General features: G+C 45.0%; 19 protein-coding genes. All 19 read left to right on the top strand.

The features are described from left to right. The first annotated feature begins 360 nt into the window (after positions 1–360). The 19 genes from MKHDV_RS02160 (at position 361) to MKHDV_RS02070 (ending at position 26,509) form a co-directional block, all read left to right on the top strand. Complete coding sequence (locus tag MKHDV_RS02160) at positions 361–2,286, top strand: sigma-54-dependent Fis family transcriptional regulator (RefSeq protein WP_160711811.1); 1,926 nt, start codon at positions 361–363, stop codon at positions 2,284–2,286. A 531-nt stretch (positions 2,287–2,817) separates the two neighbouring features. Further along, positions 2,818–3,489 (top strand): contractile injection system protein, VgrG/Pvc8 family, encoded by a 672-nt coding sequence (locus tag MKHDV_RS02155; protein WP_160711809.1) that lies wholly within the window; start codon positions 2,818–2,820, stop codon positions 3,487–3,489. Continuing rightward, on the top strand, positions 3,440–5,185 hold the full coding sequence (locus MKHDV_RS02150; protein WP_160711807.1) for a type VI secretion system Vgr family protein: 1,746 nt from the start codon (positions 3,440–3,442) through the stop codon (positions 5,183–5,185). Before MKHDV_RS02155 ends, MKHDV_RS02150 begins: the two co-directional genes overlap by 50 nt. Positions 5,186–5,190: 5 nt before the next feature. Then, positions 5,191–7,824 (top strand): type VI secretion system Vgr family protein, encoded by a 2,634-nt coding sequence (locus MKHDV_RS02145; RefSeq protein ID WP_160711805.1) that lies wholly within the window; start codon positions 5,191–5,193, stop codon positions 7,822–7,824. 9 nt (positions 7,825–7,833) lie between these two features. Further along, positions 7,834–9,978 (top strand): type VI secretion system Vgr family protein, encoded by a 2,145-nt coding sequence (locus MKHDV_RS02140; protein ID WP_160711803.1) that lies wholly within the window; start codon positions 7,834–7,836, stop codon positions 9,976–9,978. A 106-nt stretch (positions 9,979–10,084) separates the two neighbouring features. After that, on the top strand, positions 10,085–12,418 hold the full coding sequence (locus tag MKHDV_RS18655) for a DUF2169 domain-containing protein (protein WP_160711801.1): 2,334 nt from the start codon (positions 10,085–10,087) through the stop codon (positions 12,416–12,418). After that, positions 12,345–13,556 (top strand): pentapeptide repeat-containing protein, encoded by a 1,212-nt coding sequence (locus MKHDV_RS02130; protein WP_216846835.1) that lies wholly within the window; start codon positions 12,345–12,347, stop codon positions 13,554–13,556. Before MKHDV_RS18655 ends, MKHDV_RS02130 begins: the two co-directional genes overlap by 74 nt. Beyond that, on the top strand, positions 13,535–14,584 hold the full coding sequence (locus MKHDV_RS02125) for a pentapeptide repeat-containing protein (RefSeq protein ID WP_160711797.1): 1,050 nt from the start codon (positions 13,535–13,537) through the stop codon (positions 14,582–14,584). The genes MKHDV_RS02130 and MKHDV_RS02125 overlap by 22 nt, the downstream gene beginning before the upstream one ends. A 12-nt stretch (positions 14,585–14,596) precedes the next feature. After that, the gene (locus MKHDV_RS02120) at positions 14,597–15,193 is read left to right on the top strand and encodes a DUF3540 domain-containing protein (RefSeq protein WP_160711795.1); all 597 of its coding nucleotides are present in this window, start codon (positions 14,597–14,599) and stop codon (positions 15,191–15,193) included. An 8-nt stretch (positions 15,194–15,201) separates the two neighbouring features. Continuing rightward, on the top strand, positions 15,202–15,612 hold the full coding sequence (locus MKHDV_RS02115; protein ID WP_160711793.1) for a DUF4150 domain-containing protein: 411 nt from the start codon (positions 15,202–15,204) through the stop codon (positions 15,610–15,612). A 99-nt stretch (positions 15,613–15,711) separates the two neighbouring features. After that, positions 15,712–17,328: a type VI secretion system protein TssA gene (gene tssA, locus MKHDV_RS02110; protein ID WP_160711791.1), complete on the top strand. Its 1,617-nt coding sequence runs from the start codon at positions 15,712–15,714 to the stop codon at positions 17,326–17,328. 44 nt (positions 17,329–17,372) lie between these two features. Beyond that, entirely contained in the window at positions 17,373–17,855 is a 483-nt protein-coding gene (gene tssB / locus MKHDV_RS02105) for a type VI secretion system contractile sheath small subunit (RefSeq protein WP_160711789.1), read from the top strand. Between the two features lie 11 nt (positions 17,856–17,866). After that, entirely contained in the window at positions 17,867–19,354 is a 1,488-nt protein-coding gene (gene tssC, locus MKHDV_RS02100) for a type VI secretion system contractile sheath large subunit (protein WP_160711787.1), read from the top strand. Between the two features lie 33 nt (positions 19,355–19,387). Next, positions 19,388–19,870 (top strand): Hcp family type VI secretion system effector, encoded by a 483-nt coding sequence (locus tag MKHDV_RS02095; protein ID WP_160711785.1) that lies wholly within the window; start codon positions 19,388–19,390, stop codon positions 19,868–19,870. Positions 19,871–19,924: 54 nt separating this feature from the next. Beyond that, the gene (gene tssE / locus MKHDV_RS02090; RefSeq protein ID WP_160711783.1) at positions 19,925–20,341 is read left to right on the top strand and encodes a type VI secretion system baseplate subunit TssE; all 417 of its coding nucleotides are present in this window, start codon (positions 19,925–19,927) and stop codon (positions 20,339–20,341) included. A gap of 9 nt (positions 20,342–20,350) precedes the next feature. Then, positions 20,351–22,078, top strand: coding sequence for a type VI secretion system baseplate subunit TssF (gene tssF / locus MKHDV_RS02085; protein WP_160711781.1), 1,728 nt, complete (start codon positions 20,351–20,353; stop codon positions 22,076–22,078). Next, positions 22,042–23,061, top strand: a complete 1,020-nt coding sequence (tssG, locus tag MKHDV_RS02080; RefSeq protein WP_160711779.1) for a type VI secretion system baseplate subunit TssG — start codon at positions 22,042–22,044, stop codon at positions 23,059–23,061. The genes tssF and tssG overlap by 37 nt, the downstream gene beginning before the upstream one ends. A 47-nt stretch (positions 23,062–23,108) precedes the next feature. After that, positions 23,109–25,733 carry a type VI secretion system ATPase TssH gene (tssH, locus tag MKHDV_RS02075; protein ID WP_160711777.1) on the top strand — a complete coding sequence of 875 codons (2,625 nt, stop codon included), beginning with the start codon at positions 23,109–23,111 and terminating at the stop codon, positions 25,731–25,733. 2 nt (positions 25,734–25,735) lie between these two features. Continuing rightward, the gene (locus MKHDV_RS02070) at positions 25,736–26,509 is read left to right on the top strand and encodes a hypothetical protein (protein ID WP_160711775.1); all 774 of its coding nucleotides are present in this window, start codon (positions 25,736–25,738) and stop codon (positions 26,507–26,509) included. Positions 26,510–26,573: the final 64 nt, after the last annotated feature.

The following is a 26,573-nucleotide window of genomic DNA, read 5'->3' as shown; positions in this document are numbered from 1 at the left end:
TCCTTGCACGCCTTCGTTAAAGCAAGGGATGTGCCTAAACTTTCTAAAATCTGACCTACAATTCTCACTACAAATTGTAATCGCATTACAACCATCTGAAAGTACGGTTTTTTTCGAAACGTTTGAGAGGCAAAATTGTTTTATTTACACTAAGATATTGATTTCTATTGAACTAGCTGATCACGCAACCAATTTATAGCTTGATTTATGTGTTCATTTTTAGAACACTTTATGTATACTTATGCTCAGTAGTCAGCTGAGACTGTTTACAATTACAACTATGTTCTAAAAATGAACATGTTCTAAAAATGAACACACACCTCAATTGCTTCCCTAAATGCAGATAGGTCAGGAGCGAAAATGCTTGAACGCGGCAAAACGATTGATGAGACGACAAAACAACAGATTGTAGCGGAGTCGCACAACAGGTCCCGGATGTACGGGATTAATCCGGAAAAAAGAGACATTGCGCAGCCAATGCTTTCCCCTACCGAACTTAAAGCCCGCAGGTTAGCCAACGACGATTGGTTAAATCTCCTTCGCCCTCAATTTGACGAAATATTCGACCTGTTAGCTGCAAGAGATTTCACATTGTTTGCTATTGATGCTGAAGGGTACATTTTACATATTACAGGCAGCGATGAATCCAGACAGGAAAGTGCCAACCGTAACTGTGTGCCTGGCTTCAGGTGGACGGAAAGGGATGTGGGAACATCTGCAATCAGTCTGTGCCATAAACATCAAATCCCTATCCAACTTACGGATGAAGATCATTACTGTAGGCAGGCACATGGTTACACCAGCTCTGCGGCTCCTGTGTTCGGCAAGGACAAAGAACTCATTGGTGTCATTATGCTCAGTGGCCGCGCACAGCTTGTGCATCCTCATACTCTCTATATGACCACCACGATTGCCCGTGGTGTGGAACGAGAATTGCGTATTGTTAGGCGCAACCGTGAACTAGCATTACATGTGGGCTTTCTTGATCAGGTCATTGAAACTTCACATTCCGGCATGATCATTCTGGACAGTGAGAATTACATCTGGCGGGTTAACAAGCGCGGACTTCAGGTCTTGAAGCAAGACAGACTCGTAGGACAAGCAGTAACAGTTCTCAAAGGTCTCAACCTTTCCATTGAAGATCTCAAGAACGAGCCCTCAGCATGGGTAAATAGAGAATGCATACTCAAGCACGGTAAACATTCTGTGCACTTTATCTATACAGCACAGCTTGTGATTTCTCAGGACGGTGAACATTTAGGAACAATGATCACACTAGAAGAAATGGAAGAAATTAACAGGCTGGCAGACACCATCGCGGGAACTAAAGCTCACTACACATTTTCCAGCCTAAAAGGACAGTCTGAAAGCTTTACTAAAGCCGTCGACCTTGCTGCACGTGCTGCACAGTCAAGCGCGACGGTTCTGCTTCAAGGAGAAACAGGCACCGGTAAGGAACTATTTGCTCAGGCAATTCACAATGAAGGCGATAGGACAAACAACCCGTTTGTTCCAATCAACTGTGGAGCTATTCCGGCTGAGCTGCTTGAAAGTGAGCTTTTCGGGTATGTGGAAGGTACATTTACAGGAGCATCGAAAGGAGGAAGGCCGGGTAAATTTGAGTTAGCTAACGGTGGCACCATTCTTTTAGATGAAATTGGCGACATGCCCCACCACATGCAGGTTAAGCTACTCCGTGTTCTACAAACCGGAGAGGTATACCGAATCGGTGCACGACAGCCAATCCGCGTCGACACTCGCATTATTGCCAGCACACATGTAGAGATGGCCAAGGCCGTTGCGCAAGGAATCTTTAGAGAAGATCTCTTTTACAGACTCAACGTACTACCGATCACCATTCCACCTCTACGAGATCGCGGCAAAGAAGACATTATGGGACTTGCTTCATTTTTCCTAAGTCGCGCAAAAGGCAGCTCATCTCAGCTTTCTCCGCAAGCTCAAGAGGCTCTCATCAAATACTCATGGCCTGGAAATGTCAGAGAATTAGAAAACTGCATGCAACGCGCTCTGCACACCTGCGAAGGAAAAACTATTGAACTTCATCATCTGGATTTACCGCTTGCCACATCAGATAATACGCCGTGGCACCCAGACACACTAGAAGGCATTGAACGTTCCGGCATACTGAAAACACTGGACAAAACTGAATTCAACATGGCTGAAACAGCTAAAATCCTCAACATTTCACGAACCACACTCTACCGAAAAGTAAAACAATATATTCACCAAGGAAGAATTCCTTCTGGAATAGGTCCTAAGCTATGAAGCTGTTCTTCCTTAACAAGGTACAGCAATAGGAAGTAGCAAAATCCTGCCTGTTACAGCCGAAGCCTCCCACTCGAAATTTAAACACAAAAAAGCTCTTACACTTTCATGTAAGAGCTTAAATTGCTTGGCGTCCCCAAGGGGATTTGAACCCCTGTCGCCTGCGTGAAAGGCAGGTGTCATATCTAGCGGAAACTGCTTATTCCTTTATTTGCAAGGGCCCTAAAGAAACATATACAGCATTAACGACATGAAGAGCAAGGAAACTTACACCCGACTTACACCTATAAAAACATTTCCTGTTGCCAATTTTTTTTGGAATCCCTCCCCAGTATAGTCAAAATTATCCACTGAAGCCTATCAATGAATGAACATGTCAGAAGAAGAAAGATAGCAATGGCAAGCCAACGTGGCTCAGTGCCAATCACGTCTCACATTGCAAAAAAAATACTAATAGCCTAGTCTTTATAATCTTATTGTAGAGGAATAAAAATCATTTACTAATCTGTCCCCTGCTTAAGGAATCTTACAGTGAATACCAGACTGTCATTTACAACCAAAGCAAACACAACGGGTACAACGGTATTCTCAGTTGTTTCTTTTTCGGGCACAGAACATCTTTCTGAACTATACAGCTACGAGATTACACTCGCTAGCAGGTCTACTTTTGCCCTAAAAGCACTTCTCAATACAGAAGCGACGATATTAATAGACGACACACACAATTCACGGTCTATACACGGAGTCATCGCTGAAGCGGCAATGATTAGCCGAAAGAATGATGTCACTTACTATCGCGTTATCCTCATGCCACGCTTATGGCGGTCAACGCTTTCGCAATATAGTCAAATTTTCCTTAACAAATCACTCCCAAAAATCATTCAGTCTGTCTTAATACAAGCCGGACTTCCTAGCACATCGTTTACACTTTCATTACAAGAAGATTATCCTGCATACGATTTTGTCTGCCAGTATTGTGAAAGCTTTTACGACTTCCTTGACCGCTGGCTCAGAAGGCTGGGCATTTCTTACTTTTTTATACAGGAGCAAGATGAAGAAAAGCTCGTCATCACAGACAGCCATGCAGTCTATCAGTCTACTCCCAATAGACAGCTGCCTTACCGCCAACCTTCTGCGCTAACAAAAGAACAATATGAAAATGTTGTCTATAGCCTGTATTCACAAAAAAAAAATTACTGCTGAATGCACAAAAATTTATGACTTCAACTATGAAAAACCTGACTTAGACCTTGTTGCTGAGAGCAAAATTTCGAACGGCCAACAAACCGTAAATAGTTACTTTGGTGAACATCTTCGTAGTATCGCCGAGGCAACACATCGAAGCACAATACGCCAACAAGAAACTCTCTGTAATCAGCAAACATTCATCGGAAAAAGCACTTGCCCAACATTGGCTGCCGGCAGTTCGCTGACCCTTTCAGATCATAATTGGGACACTCGCAACACGACCTACACAATCACAAGTGTTTCCCATAAAGGAAGCAACAAAGAATTTGATGTTGCAGGTTTTGATAATTCAAATAATTCCTCCATCAAAACATTTTATCGAAATGAATTCACTGGCATTACAGCAGATACACAATTCCGTCCTTCCAATACCACTCCGTGGCCTAAAATTGCTGGCTATATTTCTGCAAAGATAGACAGCGCAGCGAACGAAGAAAACGCTGAGCTTGACAGCCTAGGTCGATACAAAGTGATTTTTCCATTTGACCTCTCAGGGAAAAAAGATGGTAAAGCCTCACACCGCATCAGATTCGTACAACCTTACTCAGCAGACCAATATGGCTTTCATTTCCCGCTACACAAAGGCACTGAGGTTCTCATTTCCTTTGAAAATGGAGATCCTGATCGCCCTGTGATTATTGGTGCAGTGCCTAACATAGAAACACCAACTCCCGTGGATACAAAAAACAACAGCCGGTCAATATTGCGCTCAGCAGGCTCCAACGAGTTATCCATAGACGATCTAGAACAAAATCAAAAAATACATTTCACGAGTCCCGACCACAAAGCCAAACTCCGCATCGGCAAAAGCGACGATAATTCGGATGGTATCCACATAGCATCTGCTTCCGGCGTAGGCGAATTCGTTGGAAACAATAAGTCATCGGCAATTATGGGTAATGAACATTCCACTATTCTATTGGGTAAACAGGAAATTCAGATAGGTTCTCATGACGAAGTCACAACAGGCCGAGATATTTCTCTAACTATTGGACCACGTATCGGATTAAACATTCCCAAAGAGCGAGTGAACATAGCCCCAAATCACATTGAACTAATGGGGATGGTTGTCGAGAAAAGTTGCAAAAAGAATATTAAAGCAGCAGATAACAAAATTAAACTGGTGAATAGCGCCATTCGAATGATTGATAAAAAATCACAAGAAACTAAGACCCTTATCCGTCTTGTTAATGAACACACCCACAAAGGGAAAGACGTCGAGCAAAATATCGACATGTTCATTCAGATTTTTAATCAATACTGGGAAAAAATCACAACAGAAAAACTGGAAGTGGAGGCTCCCACATCTAAAACCAGTTCGGACAGTGATTCCTGCAACGCTTCTCCAATCGACGAAATTGAAACAGTTAGACAAAAGGCAAGCAAAGCCGAACTTGAGCTTGAAGAATGGAAGAACCCAGAAAAGCTAGAAGGTTTTTCTGCTACAGGACAAGCACCTATACTCGATTTAGAAGTTGCAAAAGACCTCACCGATGCCAAGCAGACAACTGCCGTTAATGAGGAAGGGCTTGTAAAACTTTGCGCCAGTAAAAGCTGTAAGCGAAGCGGCAATATTCATAAACATAAAGGCATTTCAATTGATATTGCTGAAGAATGCACCATTACGGGCGGTTTCATAAATGTGGGGTAAATAATATGCTGAATACGGTAACCCCACTCTTTTCGTTTACGGTATCTGGTCAGCCGCAAGACGCTTTTCATGTTGTAGAATTCAACGGAAGCGAAGGTCTCTCTGAGCTTTACCGTTTTGACTGCCTGCTAATAAGCACACTACCACCGGACATACTGGACACGTTAGCTGGCGCAACTGCCAGCCTCTCGATACATGGAGAAAAAGGATCATCGAGCTATCATGGCATTATCCATGAAATGACCATCATGGATATGGTCAAGGAAATGCAAATATGCCGCGTGGAACTCACTCCACGAGCAACTTTACTCTCGTTAGATTACAATTCTCAAATTCTGCTGAACCAAAACTTTCACGGTCTGCTGGATCAAGTTTTTCAACCATATGCTAAAAATGGTCTGCAATACGTAGAAAAACTCACAGCAAATTATCCTCAGCATGAAATGGTCTGTCAGTACAATGAAAGCTCATACGCCTTTGCCAGTCGTTGGATGGAACATTACGGCGCGTACTATTTCTTCACACAGGAAGATCAAGACACCCTCACCATAACAGATTCGTTTACAGCACATGCACCCCATCCAATATCGCCTTCATTTACTTATGCTCGAGTTACAGGGCTGGACAGCCAACTTAGAGAAGAAATGGTTACCCGCTTTGACTGTCATGTTCGAAGAACCGTAGCGTCTGTTACGTTAAACGATAAACAAACCATTCACCCCTCACGAAATTTACACGTTTCTCAAAAAGTCTCTCAGCTGGGACACGGTACACAACAGGTCTTCGGGAACAACTACCAAACGTCCAGTGAAGGAAAACTCTTGGCGGCCACCCGCGCGGAACGCCACATGTGTCAGGGGAAACAATATGAAGGAAAAAGCACGGTTCCTTATATTAGTGCTGGCTGGACGTATACACTTGAGGGGCATGAAGTTGAAGAGTTCAATCAGGAATATCTCATCACACGCACCACTCATTCGGGAAAACAAACACGTTTTCTTACAGAAGGTCTAGGACTCCCCTCAATATCGGACAGTGCTTCCCTAGAATATTCGAACACGTTCACCGCCATCGAACAATCAACACAATTTCGCCCAGCAATACGCACTCCACGTCCTCATATGGCAGGCATAGTCTCGGCACGTATTAATACAACGAAAGCCACCAAGTACGCGACACTGGAAGATGATGGCAGTTATATCATCCGATATGCCTTTGACCGTTCGAGCCGTGGAGAAGGCAAAACCTCAAGTAAAATTTCGATGGCGCAGCCATATACAGGCTCACACTATGGCATCCATCATCCTCTTCACTCCGGCACACAAGTAATGGTGAGCTTTATCAACGGTGACATTGACCGACCCGTTATCCTTGGAGCCATCAGTGCCAAGGATCAACCGGGAGCAGTTATTGACGCCAATCAAATGGTCAATACTCTTCGCACGGCCAACGAAAACCGTATGTACTTTGACGACAAAGAAAAGCATGAGCGCATAATACTGCGAACAGAAGCTGCAAACACATGGTTACGGGTTGGCAAATATCGTCAGTTCCCGAATCTGGAAACAAACGTTAAAGAATCTGCCAAAGAAGCAAAGAAAAACGTTGGAAATGTTCTATCGGATGCAAAAGAGTGGCTTTCCCAAAAAGCCAGCGGTTCCCCTACGTCTGACCCTAAAGAAATAGTAGAGTCTTTAAAGAAAACGCCGGGACGCGAATTATTACGAGTCACCTCTTCCGTTTTTAGAAAATCGACACAACAATGGGTAGGCACAGACAAAGATTGGAACGCTCATGTTGGCAAGAATGCATCACATCTTGTGAAACTCAACAGCCTAAACGTGACTCTTGGCAAGCATACTAAAAAAGTCGGTAAGAATGGTCTCAAACTGGTCCTCGGAGCCGACGTGCGCTTGCACATAAGTGAGCAGCAGCTTCTTCATGCGCCGTATAGAGTTCAACTTGTTCCCGCCAAAATACATATGCCTGAGGAACAGATAGAACTACTTAAAAACAAAATCACACTCGCTGATATTCAGAAGAAAAAAATTTCCAATCTTACAGAACATGCAGACTTAGAAATTAAATTGGCACTAAAATCGCTGCTTACCACTGAAGAAGAAGCCGCAGGGGAAGCAAAAAGCTTACTCGGTGACAAAGCATCAGAGACAGCCGATAAAGTTTCGGGTGCCCCGCTTGCTGAAAAAACATCCGAAACAGATGCGTCTACGCAAGAAGATAACAAAAGTAATTCGACTGAAGAAACATCTGAAACAGATGCACCTACTCAAGAAGATGACGAAAGCAGTTCGACTGAAGAGACTTCTGAAGAGTCTTCCGGATCACTGAAACAAGAAGCAAAATTCGCCATTGCCTTATTTAATGAAGCTACAGAAAACGCGGATACTAAACACATAAAAGAAGCTTTGATGCGAATCAAAATCGCAAACAACTTGGAACGCACCATAGAAACGCGTAATGAAAAATCGGCGGTATCTATTACAGCAGCGGAAAACAAAGAAACAGAAATTGAGAATTACACAGTTGATTCCCTTGTATCTGTATCTCTCAGCAAACAGCGCTCTCTAGGCAACAAATCTGTCAGCCTTGATGGTAAAATTGTCCTGCTGGGTGTGTAAGAGAGTACTATGACAACTACCCCCTTCACATTTACATCCGAAGCGATGCCGGACGAAACATTTCTTGTAGCTGAGTTCAGTGGATACTCTGCCCTCTCTAAGCCATATTCGTTCGATATTTTATTACTTAGCAAAGAAAAGTCGCTCAATATGGAAGCAATGCTTTCACACTGGGCTGCACTTCATATTCATGTTGCAGAATCTCCCGTCGTCTATCATGGCGTTCCCATAGAATTCACTCGCCTTTATACACACGACAAACACACCTACTATCGAGCGACTCTGACACCTCGTATTGAACTGTTATCCCTAGCTCAAACCAGCAAGCAATATATAAACAAAGATATTTTCGACATCATTTATGAGGTGTTGCAAACAAATGGCTTAAGCGACAAAGCCATTACCCTACGGCTTGCAGAGCTATACGAAGCTGAAGATTATGTGTGTCAGTACGAAGAAAATGACTTAGCGTTTATTTCCCGATTAATGGAAAATTACGGACTGTACTATTTTTTCACTCAAGATGAAGAATGCGAACGCATGACAATCACAGACTCCTACAGACTGCATACACTTTGTACTAACCGTCCTACGCTTTACTATTCTCCAATTTCTGGAATGGAAAACAAACACAGCAGCCACATCGTACATGCATTTAACAAACAGCTGACTCACATTCCTTCACGCGTGACAACACGCAACTATGAATATGCTAAACCAAGCCGTATTCTGGAAGGAAACTATCAGGCTCAAGAACAAAACGAGCTTACCACCTATCTGTTTGGAGAAAACCTGCACACAGAACGCGAGGCGAATAAATTCGCGCAAATTACAGGTGAGATGCTCACAGCGGAAACAGAGGTCTATACGGGGAAAAGTAGTATTCCCTATATAATGCCGGGGAAATGGCATGAACTAGAAGACCATTTCGATTCCGACCTTAATCAAACATACCTTATTGTCTCCACTACTCAGCATGGCATTCACCCTGCTTTCCGTAAACAAAATGTGAACGAGCAGAAATCTGAACAAATTTACTATACGAATGAGTTCACCGCCATCCCTAGCACTAGCCCGTACCGTCCTCAACGAACCACTCCAACGCCTTCAATTGGCGGTGTCGTTCAAGCAAACATCAAAAGTGAATCCGCAGGACAGTACGCCGAGTTAGACGCACAAGGTCGTTACAGGCTGGAATACCCATTTGCTCCTGCTCCAAGCAAAAGTCCGGGAGACTGGTTCTGGGTACGCAAAGCACAGCCATATGCAGGAAAGCAGTGCGGCATGCATTGCCCTTTGCATAATGACGCAGAAGTTCTTGTGTCTTTTGCCGGAGGAGACCCCGATCGCCCGATAATTATAGGGAGCGTTCCCAATCCTGAAAATAATTCACCAGTAACAAGCGTAAACCAGACGCAAAGTATTTGGAAAACGGCTGGTGAAAACAGTATTGTCATGGACGACTTGGAAGGTGCACGGAACATCTCCGTTGCAACCCCGACAGATAAAACATGGTTCCGACTTGGCGAAAAACCACAAAAGGTTGAACAGGAAGGTACTGCCGAAGACTGGCTACCCATTATCCCGCCCAGAAATGGATTTGCTACAAAAACGAAAGGTCACTTAAAAACCAAAGCAAGCCATTGCTACTTTTCCTTTGTTGCCTGCAATCGCACAGAGCATATCGCGAAAAGCTATCGGCAAATGATATTGCTGGACAATATTATTTTCCGCTTATGGAAAAGCTCCACAAAGGTCAAAAAAGGCCGCATAGAACTACATCTAGCTGAACTTGATAAACGCAAAAAACTACAAAGCGCAGCTAAAACCCGCATTCAACTTGCTGCGCTTCATACGGAAGAAACCGAAGACAAAATAGAAATGCTGAAACACAAAATTTCATTATTGGTTAATGAAATTGAACATTACAAAGCTAATGAGACAACGCTGAAAGCAAGCATTGAACTTATTAACAACAGTACTGAAACGATTGAAACAAAGTCTCGCCGTGTGAAAATGCTCATAGAGCTTTGCAACCAACGTTTTCCAGAAATTACAACCGCTACCCGAGACGCAAAAATAGTAATTACAGCAGCGCAAAACTTGAAAGAGAAAACCCAGACCGGCAACGAAAAAAATGTCAGCTCGTGTTGAAATAGCAGCGTCGCTTGAAGACTCGTGTAATGCCAATATTTCTCTGGGAGATTTGGTAACGATTGCTCTCAGTGAAAACATAAAAATTTTGTAGGCGATTCATTACATGAAAATCATTAAAAACGACAATGCATCGCTACTTCTCAAAACCTTTTCGCAAAACGGAAAGGACTTTCTTGTGATAAGCGTATTATCACTTATTGACCTGAACACACCGGACATTCCAGAACCGGAGCAACAACTCTGGAAACTTGCTGGCAGCGAGTTAGAAAAGCATGCTGTGCTTGACCTTGGCATGCCCAAACCTGTGGGTGAAGTTCTGTTGCAAGGGAACTGCTACACTCCAAATGGATTCCCAAGGCATGCCCAGCCTGTGTCCTTTTCTGTAGGCTCACTGCACAAAGAACTCTACGTATTCGGTTCACGCAACTGGCAATCTTTGGCCGGAATAACACAGCTGACTAAGCCACAACCATTTACCAACGCCAATATTAACTGGCGAAACGCATTTGGCGGTAGTGAATACGCCTACAACCCGCTGGGGACCGGAATAGACAATGGAGCTCTTCCCCTTGTCGAATATCCGGATCAACTAATCGGTTCCCCTTCTGACCGCCCCACTCCGGCAGGGTTTGGCCCTGTAGACGCAGGTTGGAAACCCCGCGCAGAACGTGCTGGAACCTATGATGCAACTTGGCTCAACGCCCATTGGCCTGCTCCCGCTCCTGATCTGGACTGGCGCTATTACAATGCAGCCCCTGCCGACCAATGGATTGATGATTTTTTTTCCGGTGGTGAAGATATTTATATAAAAAACATGCACCCAACCAAGCCACGCATGACATCCAGAATTCCTCAATACAGACAACGTGTCTTATTATTAGGACATGGCGACCCATTAGAAGCTCCGCTTCGTGAAACTGAAACAAAATTGGATACCCTTTGGCTCTTCCCACATAAAGAGAAAGCTATTCTTATCCATCGAGCCGTTTCACGGGTACACGACGATGAAGCTTCAGATATTGCCGCTGTGTTCATCCGAACAGAGCAACAACACGATATTCCGGCAGAACCAATCTCCCTGCGTGAAGAAATAGCGGTTCGAATATCCCGCGCTGTTCCGGTTGATGAAAACGCAAAAGACACGCATAGCGAAGCCTTTGCCAAAGGAAACAAGCAACTTGAGGCTATGGATGCCAAAGTGGACACCATGCTTAAACAGTCCGCAGGCGGAGGAGAACTTCCATCTCCGAAAGCCATGGCAGAAGTAGGAAAAACTTCTGTAGTTCAAGGCCTTGCCCAGATTGACGGGGGTATTGCTCAACTTGCCGCGGTGCAGAGTCGTTGGGGACATCTTGCACCTATTTCCACAAAACCTTTGCATGAAGCTCGTAAGAAGCTCTTGGAAGCTTCCACTCATATTGCAAATGGGTGCAAAGAAGCACAGGCGGCACAAGAACAAGCCAGTGCAGCAAAAAACGAGGCCATGCAAACCCTAAAAGATGAGGGAATTGAAGAGGTATTAGCAGAGCACGGTAAAGGGCTTGAAGATTTCACACTCCCTCCAGAAGAATTACGCTGGCAACGCCAAGCGTACCGATTTGTTGTGGCATCACAAAAAAATCTTACTAAAAACAACCATATTCAGTCCGTTTTACAACAACAGGGGATCTGTCCTTCAGCCGCACAAAGCACATGGCTTGGCTATCACTCAGCAGAACTCACTATTTCTTGTAAAGAATGGGGCATCACAAAAGAAAATGAACCAAGCGTGGTTATTCCCTCAGGTGTAATCTGTCCCCGTTTTGTTGATCATCAGCTTGTCGCAGTCAGTATTCATAAACCAGAAAACTTTTCTAGCGCTCATCCCCTTGAAGGGTCACAACCAGCCCCTATGCAATTTGCAGTGAACAAAGGGGAACCAATTTTTGTCACAGCAACAGAAATTGACACGATAATTCTACACCACGCACTAGGCTTTACGGCTGGAGTGATATGCCTACCAAAGCCTGAACATGCTACGCCGTTAACAAAGCTTCTAGAGAGCTGTCCCCGTTTGTTTGTCTGTATACTTCCTTCGCAGCAGCCCGCAACTGACGAACTCATTCGTTGGCAGAAACTGTGCCCCCATGCTGAATTTCTAGTTGTACCGTGGGAAGAAGGCCTACAGCAGGCTGCCCGTGAAGAAAAAGACATCCGCGATTTTTTCCTGCCGTTGCTGTTGCAGAAGGCAAAAGAAAACGACTCCGCAGCAAGCCCAAAAGGAAACAACGCACACCAAGCAAAACCCTCTTCAATTGCTACCAAAGCTTCCAATGCCTCAAAAAAAAAACATCAACGCAGATTTAAACGCTGCGGATGCCAAGATGCAAGCCGGTATGGAGAAGGCTCACGAGGAACTAAGCAAACTCGGTATTTCACGGGGAATTCTATACGGTGAAAATGAAGACAGTGCCTCAAATTCAGGTTTACCGGATATTCTTACTGTCAAAGCTCCTCAAAATGACAACTCGAAGCAGCCCGCGTCTGCTTCGGCTACAAAGCATGCAGAACTCACGCAACAACAAGCCATTGCCGCAGAAGCGCTAGAACACCATAACGCTGGCGTGTCACTCAAAGGATTGCAACTTAACGGAGCAGATTTCAGCGGATTAGACCTCTCAGGGGCAGACTTCTCCAATGCACAACTAGAAGAGGCTATTTTCTATAACGCGATTCTTGATCACGCAAATTTTGCAGGTGCCCGCATGGCTGGTGCAGATTTCTCTCAGTCCTCTCTTACGCAGTCTATTTTTGACAAAGCCCTGCTCCACTCAGCTGTGTTCATCAAAGCTAAAGCAGAAAAAAGTTCATTTACTAAAGCTATCCTTACGCAAGCCAATATGTCAGAGGCAACCCTCAACAATGTCAACTTTGACGATGCAGTGATGGATGAAACGCTGTTGAAAGGTTGTTCCTGTCAAAAAGCTACATTCAATGCGGCTGTGATTCTCTCGGCAAACTTGGACAATGCAGATTTCACGGGTGCTGTTCTTGATAATGTCTTTATTAAAGCTGGCAGTGCACTAGGAACCACCTTTAGCAGCGCCAGCATGCTGAAGTCCTCAATGCAAGACCTTGATGCTACGGGGGCAATTTTCACCAAAGCAGACATGACAAACACGCGGGGCGGACAACAAAGTAGTTTTCGACATGCTGACTTTAGCGGCGCACTTCTTACCAATAGCTACTGGGAATTTTGTGACTTCGCAGGCGCAACTTTTGCCGGATGCATAATGAATGAAGCAGGCTTTGAACAATCCACGATGCAAAGCGCAGACATGCGCCAAATCGAGGCAAAGCACAGCATTTTTAGCAAGTCCGACCTTTCCAACGCGCTATTGCGAGGAGCAAATCTTTTTGGCGCAAACCTTCGCAAAACGAAATTATCCTCAGCTGACTTGACCGGCGCAAGCCTTTTTGGCGCTGACCTGTACAAGGCAGTTCTCGATAAAACCAAGTTTACTGACACAAACTGCAAGCGCACATTACTCGAAAAAAGACAGGATGTACTCACATGGACCGGAATGCAGTCTTAGCCGCTATAGAAGAAAACAAATGTGTCGAAGGCATAGATCTTTCCGGCATGGACTTCTCCGGACTGGATTTAACAGGCGTGCGCTTTACCGACTGTGTCATGCGCGGTGTAAATCTATCTGGATGTACCCTCGCACGCACTGGTTTTGATGGTAGTGACTTACAAGATGCCATACTTCACCACGTAGATTTTTCTGATGTTCTTTGGATGCGCCTCTCTTTTGTGGGAGCAAATTTTTCGCAATCCCATTGCACCGGAGCAACCGTGGTTGAGTGTGATTTTTCAAATGCCATATTTGCTGAAGCTAATGTTGAAAAATCCGTCTTTGACTCTACAAAGTTTACTGGCGCGAGCCTTAAGGAATCACATATCACCCAAACTACGTTTAACAATTGCACGTTGAATAATGCTCAGTTAACTCGCGCCAAGCTTCAACAAAGCGTATTTCTGAATACCACACTTGCACACGCGGATCTGCGAGAAATTAATGCCACCAAAGTCGTGCTGAGAGAATGCAAGTTAGCAAATCAAGACTTCACAGGCGGATGCTTTGTAATGGTACAAGCTGGAGAGTCTGATTTCAGTGGCGCCAACTTTGCTCAGGTTGATATAAGTCAATCCAACTTTATGGATGCCAACCTTTCCAACGCTAATTTTGAAGGCGCACGCGGCATCGCGACTCTCTTTACAAAAGCACAGTTAATGGGGGCAAATCTCTCGCGAGGGTCATTCGATATGGCAGATTTTTCGCTCGCAGATTTACGCCAATGTAGTTTGACCAACTCCTCACTGACCATGAGTCGTTTTATGCACGCAAATTGTTGCGCCGCAGATTTTTGCAACACAAATTTACAGCACGCCAACCTTTCCCACGCAAAATTGGATGCCGCCAACTTTGACAAAGCAAATCTTACACAAGCCAACCTGCATCGCGTTCACGAAAACCATGTGATATGGGGAAGCGCCAACCGTAAAGCAGCCCTAAATACCGACCCAGATCTGGCCGAAGCCGAAGATTTTGGTAAATAATAAGGAGCACGTATGCACGCAACCGCAAAGCAACTATATACAGCAGATGCACGTATTCAACACACAAAAGTAGTAAGTGAAGACGAGGGAACATTTCTGCTGGATGACGGGCAATATCGATTTCACGCCAAACGTGCAGTAGGCTGCCTACTTTCTCCCGCTGTTGGTGATTTGGTATTAGCCAGTGTGGATACCTTTGGCGAAGCTTACATTCTCAACATACTGGAACGTGAACAGCAAGTGGGTGAAGTTGTGCTTCCAGCACAAACGACAATACACGCTTCTGGCAAGCTACAGATGAGCAGCCCTGAACTTTCTGTCGTCTCTGCCAAAGCAGATGTAAACATCGCAGAAGCCCGTTATACCGGAAACTTCATGCAAGTGACCCTAAAGCACTTGAAGAATATTACAAAAAATATTGAGCTCTTCTCAGAACGTTTTTCACTTAGAAGCACGTGGTCACAGCGTATTATTAAAAAAGCTGACGACACACAGGCAGGAATGAGCCGCACCCTTGTGGATGGCCTCCTAACAATGCAGACAGAAAACACCATTGTTACATCAAAGGACAGTGTGAAAATTGACGCTGAACAACTTCATTTAGGATAGGAAAAACTATGTACGCACTAACTATGGCGGGCGGAACAATGCTTGCCACTCCAGACGTCTGTATAACACCCGTCCCTACTCCAGCAGGACCTGTCCCCACTCCAATTCCCTACCCGAACATAGGGACTAGTGAAATGGCCAACCCGCTAACCACAGCATTCTTAGTACTTACTGGCTTCATGCCCACATTTAATATAGGCACACAGGTACTTATGACCTCTGGTGACGAACCGGGCTCACTAGGCGGTGCAATAAGCCACACAATTAAAGGACCAGCAAACTTTATTGTTGGAAGTGAAACTACAAAAATTGGGGGAAAACCAGCCGTCAAACTGACCAGTTGGACAATGCAAAACATGAACAACGCTCCGGGCATTGTCGTTTCTCCATCGCAGACATCTGTCATGATTTTATCATAGCGCTTAGTTTATTTACGAGATTGCTACTACGCTCTAAAATTGGTAGACACTCTAAATATTACAGTATTTAAAAATTACAGTTGTCGTCAGGAGAAAATTTTGGATTTAAATAAGCTCGGAAAATTTCCTATCAGCGATTCTTCCCCTAGTGGGGAGGACGTTCGCTACGATCCTGACTTTGAAATACTCCAAGCAGAAATCGATAAGCTATCAACAGTGACAGCGGACTCCGTGACGAATTGGGATGTGGTTATTGCCAAAAGTGCACTCATTCTTGAAAAAAAGAGTAAAAACCTCTTGGTTGCCGCTTACTTGGGTGCTGGTTTATCTGTAACACACGGCATCCCGGGCATCGCCGCAAGTACAGTCATTCTTCACGATATTATTGATGGCTTCTGGGAAACTCTTTTCCCACCCAAAAAACGAATGCGTGGTCGCCTTAATGCTATTTCATGGTGGTTTGAGCGCATCCGTAACTCTTTAGAACAATACAATGGCGAGCCCATCGACCAAGAAATACTAAACAAACTTCAGGCCGCCATTACTAATTTAGATAAGACACTTTCAGAAAAATCTGATGATGCCCCAATCCTCTCATCACTGCGGGAATACGTAAACAGACTACCCGCTAAAGAGGTTCCACAAGAAACTCCGTCACCCCCCGAAGATGCGACAGTACAAACAGAGACCATACAGCCGGAGCAGCCACAGCCCGCCGTTGTTCCTGTTGCCCCTCAACCTATTCCGGTGCAGACGGTTAGCGTTCCTTCGCCTCCACCTGTGCCTCAGCTGAGTCCAGATTCCGCTGAGAATGTACAACAGCTGTTAAATTTTGGTCTTGAACAGCTCAGTACCGTAGCAGATATTCTGCTGCAAACTGCTCCTGAAAATTTCAAAAGCTACCAACTACGTCGACTCGCGGCATGGACTTCAATAACCCGTACTCCTCCAGCAGAGAACGGACGTACTATGATTCCGCCGCCGGATTCACAAATCATGCAATCGCTTTCGGCCATGTTTACCAAAGGTGACTATGCAGCCTGCCTCAAAGCGAGTGAATCACGCATTGGAGAATCTCTTTTTTGGTTGGATTTAAGTCGTCTGTCCGCACAATCTCTTGATTCCATGGGGACAGAATACAAAGAAGCAGGGGACACTGTGCGCAATGTCACAGCAGCCTATGTTGAAAGGCTGCCACAAATCACCACGCTCTCTTTTGCTGATGGAACTCCCTTTGCCGATGCATCCACAAAAGAATGGCTGGCTGGTCTACGGAAAAGCTCTGATACGGCAACTAGTAACGGTGAGGAAGTCAGCATCGAGTCACGCTTTACAAAGGCTTTGTCGCAGGGGGCAGACCTTATTCGCGACAATAAGCGCAATGAAGCCATTACCCAGCTTAAAGACACATTAAACGGCGCAGTGACTCCACAAGAACAATATCTATTTTCTGCAGCTATGGCTCGCTTACTTACCGGCATGGGGCGTAGTGACTTAGCACAAGCAAATGTAGACGCAATAATCAGTACAATAGACAACTTTACGTTAGAACGATGGGACCCCAACTTAGCTCTCATTGGATTAGAAGCTGCCTATATGGCGCTGGCTGCCTATCAAGAAGGCGACACTCTCTCAACAGAATCTAAGCGTACCGATATAATCATGCGCATGACCAGACTTGATCCTTCCCGCACACTTGAAGTCGTGGGTGGATAACATAGTTTGTACATTTTTACCGAAACACCAAGGAGGTGCCAGTCATGGCCAAAGACGGATCAGTGGCTCCAAAAGAACGTGTGAATATTGTTTACAAACCTTCCATGGGCGATGCCAAAGAAGAAGTCGAACTTCCTTTAAAACTTTTGGTACTCGGCGATTTTACCCAGCGTGAAGATGACCGCATGGTAGAAGATCGCGCGCCTATCAATATTGATAAAGATAACTTTAATGATGTGTTAAAAGCGCAAAACATTTCGTTGGATATTAATGTTCCTAACAAGCTCATTGATGGTGATGATGAAATGGCTGTAAATCTCAAGTTTGAAAAGCTCAAAGATTTTTCACCTGACGCTATCACTGCAAACGTTCCTGAACTGCAAAAGCTTATGAATTTACGCGACACCCTTAAGGCTCTGAAAGGCCCGTTGGCGAATGTCCCTGAATTTAGAAAAAAATTACAAGAGCTGATTGCCGACGATGGAGCTCGCGAACGCCTGCTCAAAGAACTGGGCATTGATTCTTAGGAGGTTCACAAATGGCTAATGAAATACTTCAAGAACAAGCAGCTTCAACAGCTCAAGTTCAGGTTGAGAGCGACCTTCTCGATGACATCGTAGAAGCAACCAAGCTATCTCCTACGGATGGCGCATTCTCTATTACAAAGTCTGGTGTTCAAGCTCTGCTAGAAGAGCTAATCAAGCCAGAACGTGCAGGTGCCAAAGTTTCTGGAGCATTGGTAGATGACATGATTGGCCAGCTCGACAGCAAGCTGTCCGAGCAAGTTGACGCTATCTTGCATCATAATAAATTTCGTGAATTGGAATCGTCATGGCGTTCCATGGCATTTCTTGTTGATCACACTGATTTTCGCGAAAACGTTCGCATCGAAATGGTCAATGTAAGCAAAGCAGATTTGCTGGACGATTTTGAAGACGCACCGGAAGTTCCAAAATCTGGTTTGTATAAACACGTATACACTGCAGAATATGGTCAATTTGGTGGCCAACCTATTGGCGCAATGGTAGCAAACTACGACTTCGGCCCTGGCCCTCAGGATGTGAAGTTGCTGCAATACGCAGGAAGCGTTGCCGCCATGGCACATGCTCCTTTTATTGCTGCCGCAGGCCCTCAGTTCTTTGGTGTAGAAAAATGGAAAGAGCTTCCTAATCTTAAAGATCTTAATTCCATTTTTGAAATGCCGCAGTACAGCAAATGGCAGTCATTCCGAGAATCGGAAGATTCCCGCTATGTAGGACTCACCCTCCCTAAATTTTTGCTGCGTCTGCCATACGGTCCGGATACAGAACCAGCAAAAACATTCAGTTATCATGAAGCTGTTTCCGATAGTGATGATGACTTCTGCTGGGGCAACACTGCTTTTGCGTTTGCATCACGTCTTACAGACAGTTTTGCCCAGTACCGCTGGTGCGCCAACGTTATTGGCCCTCAGGGTGGTGGTTCTGTTGAAAATCTGCCTCTGTACCAATACGAGGCAATGGGTGCTATTCAGGCAAAAATCCCTACTCAGGTACTTATTTCTGAGCGTCGCGAATACGAACTTGCCGAGCAAGGTTTTATCGCACTGACCATGCGTAAAGGAAGCGATAACGCAGCCTTCTTCTCTGCAAACTCCTGCCAGAAACCAAAAGTCTTTGCCAACACACAAGAAGGCAAAGAAGCCGAGTTAAACTACAAACTTTCTACTCAGCTTCCCTACATGTTCGTTATGGACAGATTGGCGCACTACATAAAAGTGATCCAACGAGAAAATATTGGTTCATGGAAAGAACGCGGCGATCTTGAACGAGAACTGAACACATGGATTAGCCAGTACGTAACTGAAATGGATAATCCTGCTCCTTCTGTACGCAATAGACGTCCACTACGTATGGCTCACATTGAAGTAAGCGATGTTGAAGGCGATCCAGGCTGGTACCGCGTTACCCTTAAGGCACGTCCTCATTTCAAATACATGGGCGCTTCTTTCACCTTGTCACTTGTTGGCAAGCTGGACAAAGAATAACCATCTAGCTCGAGCTCTTAAGGAGAACATCTCATGGCATTAACTGCGTACATGAAGGTTACCGGCAAATCTCAAGGTGAAATAAAAGGCGACTGCACACAGGCAGGCGATAAAAAAGACCGTATTTTACTCTATGGCATGGATCATTCCGTAGAAATCCCTAAGGATACCCACACGGGTCTCCCTACAGGGCAGCGTATTCATAAACCCTTCACAGTTACCAAGCATAAAGACAAAGCATCGCCTAAATTATTTCAGGCATGCTGTAAGGGTGAACAGTTAACTGCTGAAATAGACTTTTACCACATTAGCCCAAGTGGCGAAGAGCAAAAGTACTATACGATAAAAATGGAAGAAGCCATCATTGTTGATATGCGGGAGAACACCCCACTCACTTTTCTTACCGAAAACAAGCCCTATCACGATATGGAAGAGGTAAGTTTTACCTATTCAAAAATCACATGGACCTACGCAGACGGTAACATTGAGTTTACCGACTCTTGGAAAGGCGCTTAGCAGACGATGGGCAGAGTGCTAACACACTCTGCCCTTTTATAAAGGCGAGAAGACATGGGCGTTCAACGATTACTGGAACGAATTCGCTATATCGAAGCACATCCTGATGAACGCGGGCAACCCGCATTGCATATGGTGTTGCAATCAGTGCTCGATCATCTGGGAAAAGTATTAAACACACGCCAAGGTAGCAGCTTGCTGGCTGACGACTATGGCTTGCCAGATTTCACCAATATGACCAATAGCTCTGTCAGCGAATCTGCTGCATGGTTAGAGCGCTCCATCCGAAATGTGGCGTTAAAATATGAGCCACGTCTTGAAGATCTTTCTGTTGAATACATACAGAAAGACACCCCGCAAGTTGCCTTAGAATTTAAAATATCCGGAAAAATCAAACTCAATGACGACAAAACTGAAGTCGTTTTTGAAACCATTCTCGAACCAGACGGAAGAATCCGCGTAATGGAATAGCATACAAGTATGATAAACAAATATTTCCAAAGAGAACTATCTCATTTAAGAGACCTTGCCGCAGAATTCTCTAAAGCGCATCCAGCACTGGCGCCCATGCTAGCTGCCCAATCTACCGATCCTGATGTAGAACGAATGCTGGAAGGCACAGCCTTTCTTTCCGGTCTGGTAAACGAAAAATTAGATGATGATTTTCCGCAAATAGTTCATAGCCTCACACAGCTTATTTTTCCGCACTATCTTCGTCCTATTCCCTCCACGACAGTAATTCAATTTACCCCAAAGAAATCACTTTTGGAGACAAGCAAAGTCGCAAGAGGCACCGAACTCGCATCCAGAGAAATAGAAGGCACAAACTGCATATTTACAACCTGCTACGATGTAGAGCTTCATCCTCTTCGCATTAGCGATGTACAGCTAGAACATCAGCGAGAAGGAACAGCTACTCTACGCATAAAGTTAGAACTTACAGGAGCCATGCTTGAAAACTGGAACCCCGACCATCTCCGTTTTCACTTGGCAGGTTCTTACGAAGAAGCGCTTTCACGCTACTACATGCTCTTCCACAAGGTTACCCAAATAAGCCTGCAAGCCGATGGTGAAGAACCTAAATATCTTCGTCCTTCTTCTCTGGGAACTGTAGGCTTCGATCAAGATGAAGCGTTGCTTCCTTATCCCACACGCTCCTTTCCAGGGTACAGATACCTGCAAGAATACTTTATTCAGTCACGGAAATTCCTTTTTTTCGACCTATGCGATCTTGGTAGTTGGAAAAACAAGCAGGGACGAAATTTTGAAATTGCATTGACCATCGATACTAAAAATTTTGAACCACCACAGTGTACTCTCAAAGATTTTCGTTTATTTGCTACCCCTGCCATCAATATTTTTAAGCATTCAGCAACCCCCATCATGCTCGATCATAAAAGACCCGAGTATAAAATCACTCCTTTTGGTGGGAACCCGACACATTACCAAGTGTACTCAGTAGATCGGGTGCGCGGGGTCGAACAAGGCACAGCCCAAACCAGAGAATACCAACGTTTTGAAATGTTCAATCCACAAACGGATGCTACACCGGTATATACCGTAAACAGCACCCGCTCTGCGATTGGAGACGAAACGGTTCAAAGCCTTTCTGTTGCCTACCCAATAAACGAAGGACTACCTAAAAAAGAAGTTATTTCTCTCGATATTCATTGCACAAATGCAAGCCTTGCCTCAGCACTACAAGCTGGTGATATCTGCATGGGCACAGATACCTCACCTGAACTAAGTACATTCGAAAATATTTCTCAGCCAACCGCACCAGTACAGCCTCCTCTCGAAAAGAACGTACTCTGGCGCTTGCTGTCACATTTATACACAAATTTCCTTTCCATAGCCGATGCGGACAAGCTGCGCTCGCTTATCAAAATTTATATTTTTACCGACACAAAAGATCAAAACAAGGTTGTCGCCAACACTAAACGTGTTGAGTCCATCCAATCGGTAACCGTTACTTCCGGAGACAGACTCGTCAAAGGGCACCTTGTGCGCGGGCAGATGATTGAAATTGTACTCGATAGAGAAGGCTTTGCTGACAATGGTGACATGTACCTGTTCGGCTGCGTATTGGACCGTTTTATTGCGGGATACGCTGCTGTGAACTGTTTTACCCGTCTGACCGTTATAGATAGCCTCTATAAGGAGAAATACACATGGCCAGCAAGACTGGGCAACCGCCCTCTGGTTTAGCCAAGGAACTTCTCGAGTCTCCTTCAAGATTCTCCTTTGTACAGGCGATCCGTCTCTTACGCCTTATGACCGGCGAAGAAGAATCTCGTGTAAACGAAAAATTCTTCTGGAACAAAGTCCGCATACGTCCAGAACTTACACTGGGCTTTCCTGCAACAGACATTACTGAGCTTGAAGAAGTACGCGATGACAATGATCAAGTTCGCTATAATCTTGAAGCTACATTTCTTGGGCTGTACGGCACATCTTCACCACTCCCTACATTCTATACAGAAGAGCTGCTTGATGACGTATCAGAAGGACACAACGCAGTACGGGACTATCTGGACATATTTAACCATACTTTTTTTGTTCAGTACTACAAAGCATGGGGAAAATACCGCCTCATGTTTCAGACCATTGAAAAAAATGATGCTGAAACAATAGAACGACTTTACTGCCTGCTGGGACTCGCAGATCCACAACTTCGGGAAGGTATACGAGATAGCTGGAAACTGCTGCGCTACATTGGTCTTTTCACCCAATATCCTCGCTCGTCCTTTGGTCTGTGCGCCCTTCTTTCAGATATGTTCGAAGTAGATAAAGTCGATGTAGATGAATGTGTTCTACGTATGGTGCCTATCCCTGAAGACCAACGTTGTCGTTTACACATGCAAGGCGATGTACTGGGAGAAAATGCTATTCTAGGCTCCCATATCCCTGATCGTTCCGGTAAAGCACGCATTCTCTTTGGTCCAATGACGGCAGACACTTTTCATAAGCTCCTTCCACAAGCCTTCCCGAAACAAGAAGTTGAACGACTTGTTCGGCTTTACCTTATGACTCCACTGGAACTTGATGTGGAACTCACAGTTAAGGCAGAAGAAGTGCAACCAGCCCGCTTCGGACTTGGCCAATGGTGCCAACTCGGCTGCGACACATGGATATATTCAGAAGACAGTATGCCAAGCACAGCCCATGTCACCATGGCTTATAACGAATAGAACATACGAATCGAACATATTTATCTTTTAGCAAGGCACGGTACAGCATGATTCAAGTCGATATGAAAGCCCTGTTGGGAAAACTAAATACCTTTTGCACTCAAACTCTTCATGGAGCAGCTGGCTACTGTGTTTCCCGCACTCATTACGAAGTAACGCTGGAACATGTGTTTACTAAGTGCCTTGAAGATACCAACAGCGATCTGCCGTTTATTTTACGCAAATTTGAAATAGACCCGAGCCCAGTCCTGCTTGCTCTAAACGACATTCTCGAAGAATTAAAAACAGGCAACGGGGGCAGACCAGTATTCTCTCCTTTGCTTATAGATTTACTCGAAACAGCATGGCTCATCGCTTCTGTGGACTTCGGGGAATCACGCATTCGCTCCGGCCATATCCTATTAGCATTTCTTTCTAAACCAAGTTTCTTTGCCTCCGGCTTGTACACAAGCCAATTGGAAACAATAAACGTACGTTCACTTCGCGAAGAATTTTACCAAATAGTTGCTGAGTCCTCCGAAACCTCAATGACGACAACCTCAAATACAGCTCAGACATCCCCTCGCTCCGGCGAAGAAAGCTGTCTTGAACGCTTCTGTCAGGACTTTACGGCAAAAGCACGAGAAGGGGGCATCGACCCTGTTTTTGGACGCGACGCTGAAATGCGCCAGATGGTAGATATTCTGGCTCGCCGTAGGAAAAACAACCCGATTCTTGTGGGTGAGCCTGGTGTGGGCAAAACTGCTGTAGTTGAAGGGCTAGCACTGCGCATTGCCGAAGGCGATGTTCCCGAAGTGCTACAAGATGTCACACTGCTTAGCCTCGACATGGGATTACTTGAAGCTGGCGCAGGAATGAAGGGAGAATTTGAGAGCCGCCTTAAAGGTGTGGTGGACGAAATAAAAGCGAGCACAAAACACATCATTTTATTCATCGATGAGGCTCACACATTGGTAGGAGCTGGCGGTCAAGCTGGTGGCTCCGATGCGGCAAACCTTTTAAAGCCTGCACTTGCTCGCGGAGAGTTGCGCACCTGCGCCGCGACCACTTGGAATGAATACAAAAAATATTTTGAAAAAGACCCAGCGCTAGCTCGGCGTTTTCAGCCCGTCACATTAGAAGAACCATCCGTTGAAACCTCTGCCCTTATTCTCCGTGGGCTGCGTGACAACTATGAAAAATCTCACGATGTAATCATTCAAGATGATGCAATACAGTTAGCAGCTCAATTTTCAGACCGCTACATTACAGGACGTTTTTTACCAGACAAAGCCATCGATTTGCTTGATACCAGTTGCGCACGCGTAAAAGTTAACCTTTCTGCAAAGCCTGCAACACTGGAAGATTTAGAACGATCAATTCAAGCTCTTGAACGTGAAAAGCATGCTTTAACAAGAGACTGCGACAATGGGGTGACTATTGATGACAAACGATTAACAGAAATCAATGACAGCATCACCCACAAAACAGACGAAGCCGAAGCCTTGCTTGCACGTTGGAAAAAAGAAAAAGAGGCTGCACATGCAGTTCTCAACGTGCGCACCCGTATTAAGGAAGCTAAGGAAGCAAATACCGATCTTGAAGTTCTCCAAAATGAATTAAACGCCGCCATAAAAAAACTCGAAGAAGCACGCTCCGATGAGCCTCTAGTTCAGCTGGAGGTTAATCCTGATGTCGTTGCAAAGGTTGTAGCAGATTGGACCGGCATTCCCGTAGGTAAAGTAGCACGAGATCAAGCAGCATTAATGAAGGATCTCGAAACCAAGCTCAAAGACCGCATTATGGGGCAAAATGATGCACTTCACGGGATTGCTCAGGTCATAAAAGCTGCCAAAGCTGGAATCAAAAATCCCGATCAACCTCTCGGAGTATTTTTGTTGGCTGGCCCCTCGGGGGTTGGTAAAACGGAAACGGCTCTCACAGTTGCTGACCTTTTATTTGGCGATGAACGTAATGTTGTGACTATCAACATGAGTGAATTTCAAGAGAAGCATACTGTTAGCAGACTCATTGGATCACCTCCCGGATATGTAGGCTACGGTGAAGGTGGAATGCTTACAGAAGCAGTTCGCCAGCGCCCTTACTCCGTTGTCCTTCTGGATGAAGTTGAAAAAGCACACCTTGATGTAATGAACACATTCTACCAAGTGTTTGACAAAGGCATACTCACTGATGGCGAGGGAAAAGAAATCAACTTCCGCAACACCATCATCATGCTTACATCAAACCTTGCTTCAGACGTGTTACAGGAGATGACGCAGAACGGCGCTCCTATTCCAGCTGACACGCTAATGCAAGCTGTGCGCCCTATTCTTTCCGATCACTTTAAACCAGCCCTGCTTGCCCGCATGACAGTACTCCCATACCGTTCGCTTAATCCCGAAAGTATGAAACAGATTGTTACGCTCAAACTAAACAAACTCGCAAAGACACTTCGCACCTCAAATAAAATAGAACTCAGCTACAGTGATGCCACTATAGATCAAATAGTTAGCCGATGCACTGAAGTGGAAACCGGTGCGCGCAATATTGAACAGATCCTCAACGGCAGTGTGCTTCCGCGTATGGCTGAAGAGATACTCTCACACATGGCAGCCGACGGCATGCCTGCGTCTGTATCACTTGATGTCGACGCTGACGGCGCTTTCACCATGCAGTTTGAGAAGGAATAATCATGAACAAAACAGTTTGGGTTTCATTACTGGAGAAGGATGAGGCAAAAGGTCGTACCCTTTTTGAAACACTCCATAAATACGGCCTCAACGTAGGCGGACATTTCTGGTCAGCCAATAACGAGGAAATGGAATGGTCAGCCCCCTTACATGAGCTTGAAAAGAACCCATTTGATGCATGGCTCATACAAGGGACTGAATCCAGTTTTTCAGATAGTGCAATCAGGTACGGGCTGTCATCGTTGGCACTAACTATACAGGCCGCAAAAGGCCATGAATTTCCAATAATACTCCAATGCACAGATGGTCTACTAGATGCAGCAACGCTTCCAACTCCTTTGCAAGGAGTAACGCTGCTTAAACCAACTGATAATATCGCCGTAAAAGCCGTTGCGATTGTAAACATACCAGCAACACCGGTCGTTGCGGATTATCGACTAGCCATGCACCCCATGCCTAAGCTTGGTCAATGGATTGAAGTTGGACCGACAACGCAACAGTGGAACGGTATGATCTTCGCGGTGGATTCAGGAGAAATTACTGACCATGGAGTAGGCCCTGCTGAAATTGTTCCTGCAAAAAGTGTTGTAAACTTTCCAATGAAGGGCATTACATTGCAGCACAGCGGGAAAAAATACACAGGGTGGGCTGTAAAAAATCAGATCAGCGCACAGGAATCCTACTATTTACGGTTTACAGGAACCCCTTCATCAATTCTTTTCGGTCAACTGCCGGAAGGGGAAGAAGCTGACCTCTTTTCAATTACTCTTTCTTAGCATCAATCCGTCCAACGTATATTTCACACACCGCCCTGCATCTGGGGCGGTGTTACTTTTTATA

It is taken from the genome of Halodesulfovibrio sp. MK-HDV (genome assembly GCF_009914765.1).
Taxonomy (GTDB): domain Bacteria; phylum Desulfobacterota; class Desulfovibrionia; order Desulfovibrionales; family Desulfovibrionaceae; genus Halodesulfovibrio.
This window is presented reverse-complemented; position numbering and strand designations above follow the sequence as displayed.

Excerpts from the sequence above, each read along its gene's own strand:
- MKHDV_RS02150 (WP_160711807.1), top strand. The coding sequence starts at position 3,440 with ATGAAAATGTTGTCTATAGCCTGTATTCACAAAAAAAAAATTACTGCT.
- MKHDV_RS02070 (WP_160711775.1), top strand. The coding sequence starts at position 25,736 with ATGAACAAAACAGTTTGGGTTTCATTACTGGAGAAGGATGAGGCAAAA.
- tssB (WP_160711789.1), top strand. The coding sequence starts at position 17,373 with ATGGCCAAAGACGGATCAGTGGCTCCAAAAGAACGTGTGAATATTGTT.
- MKHDV_RS02130 (WP_216846835.1), top strand. The coding sequence starts at position 12,345 with ATGCAAGCCGGTATGGAGAAGGCTCACGAGGAACTAAGCAAACTCGGT.
- tssE (WP_160711783.1), top strand. The coding sequence starts at position 19,925 with ATGGGCGTTCAACGATTACTGGAACGAATTCGCTATATCGAAGCACAT.
- tssH (WP_160711777.1), top strand. The coding sequence starts at position 23,109 with ATGATTCAAGTCGATATGAAAGCCCTGTTGGGAAAACTAAATACCTTT.
- tssG (WP_160711779.1), top strand. The coding sequence starts at position 22,042 with ATGGCCAGCAAGACTGGGCAACCGCCCTCTGGTTTAGCCAAGGAACTT.
- MKHDV_RS02160 (WP_160711811.1), top strand. The coding sequence starts at position 361 with ATGCTTGAACGCGGCAAAACGATTGATGAGACGACAAAACAACAGATT.
- tssF (WP_160711781.1), top strand. The coding sequence starts at position 20,351 with ATGATAAACAAATATTTCCAAAGAGAACTATCTCATTTAAGAGACCTT.
- MKHDV_RS02140 (WP_160711803.1), top strand. The coding sequence starts at position 7,834 with ATGACAACTACCCCCTTCACATTTACATCCGAAGCGATGCCGGACGAA.
- MKHDV_RS02095 (WP_160711785.1), top strand. The coding sequence starts at position 19,388 with ATGGCATTAACTGCGTACATGAAGGTTACCGGCAAATCTCAAGGTGAA.
- MKHDV_RS02115 (WP_160711793.1), top strand. The coding sequence starts at position 15,202 with ATGTACGCACTAACTATGGCGGGCGGAACAATGCTTGCCACTCCAGAC.
- MKHDV_RS18655 (WP_160711801.1), top strand. The coding sequence starts at position 10,085 with ATGAAAATCATTAAAAACGACAATGCATCGCTACTTCTCAAAACCTTT.
- MKHDV_RS02145 (WP_160711805.1), top strand. The coding sequence starts at position 5,191 with ATGCTGAATACGGTAACCCCACTCTTTTCGTTTACGGTATCTGGTCAG.
- tssC (WP_160711787.1), top strand. The coding sequence starts at position 17,867 with ATGGCTAATGAAATACTTCAAGAACAAGCAGCTTCAACAGCTCAAGTT.
- MKHDV_RS02125 (WP_160711797.1), top strand. The coding sequence starts at position 13,535 with ATGGACCGGAATGCAGTCTTAGCCGCTATAGAAGAAAACAAATGTGTC.
- MKHDV_RS02120 (WP_160711795.1), top strand. The coding sequence starts at position 14,597 with ATGCACGCAACCGCAAAGCAACTATATACAGCAGATGCACGTATTCAA.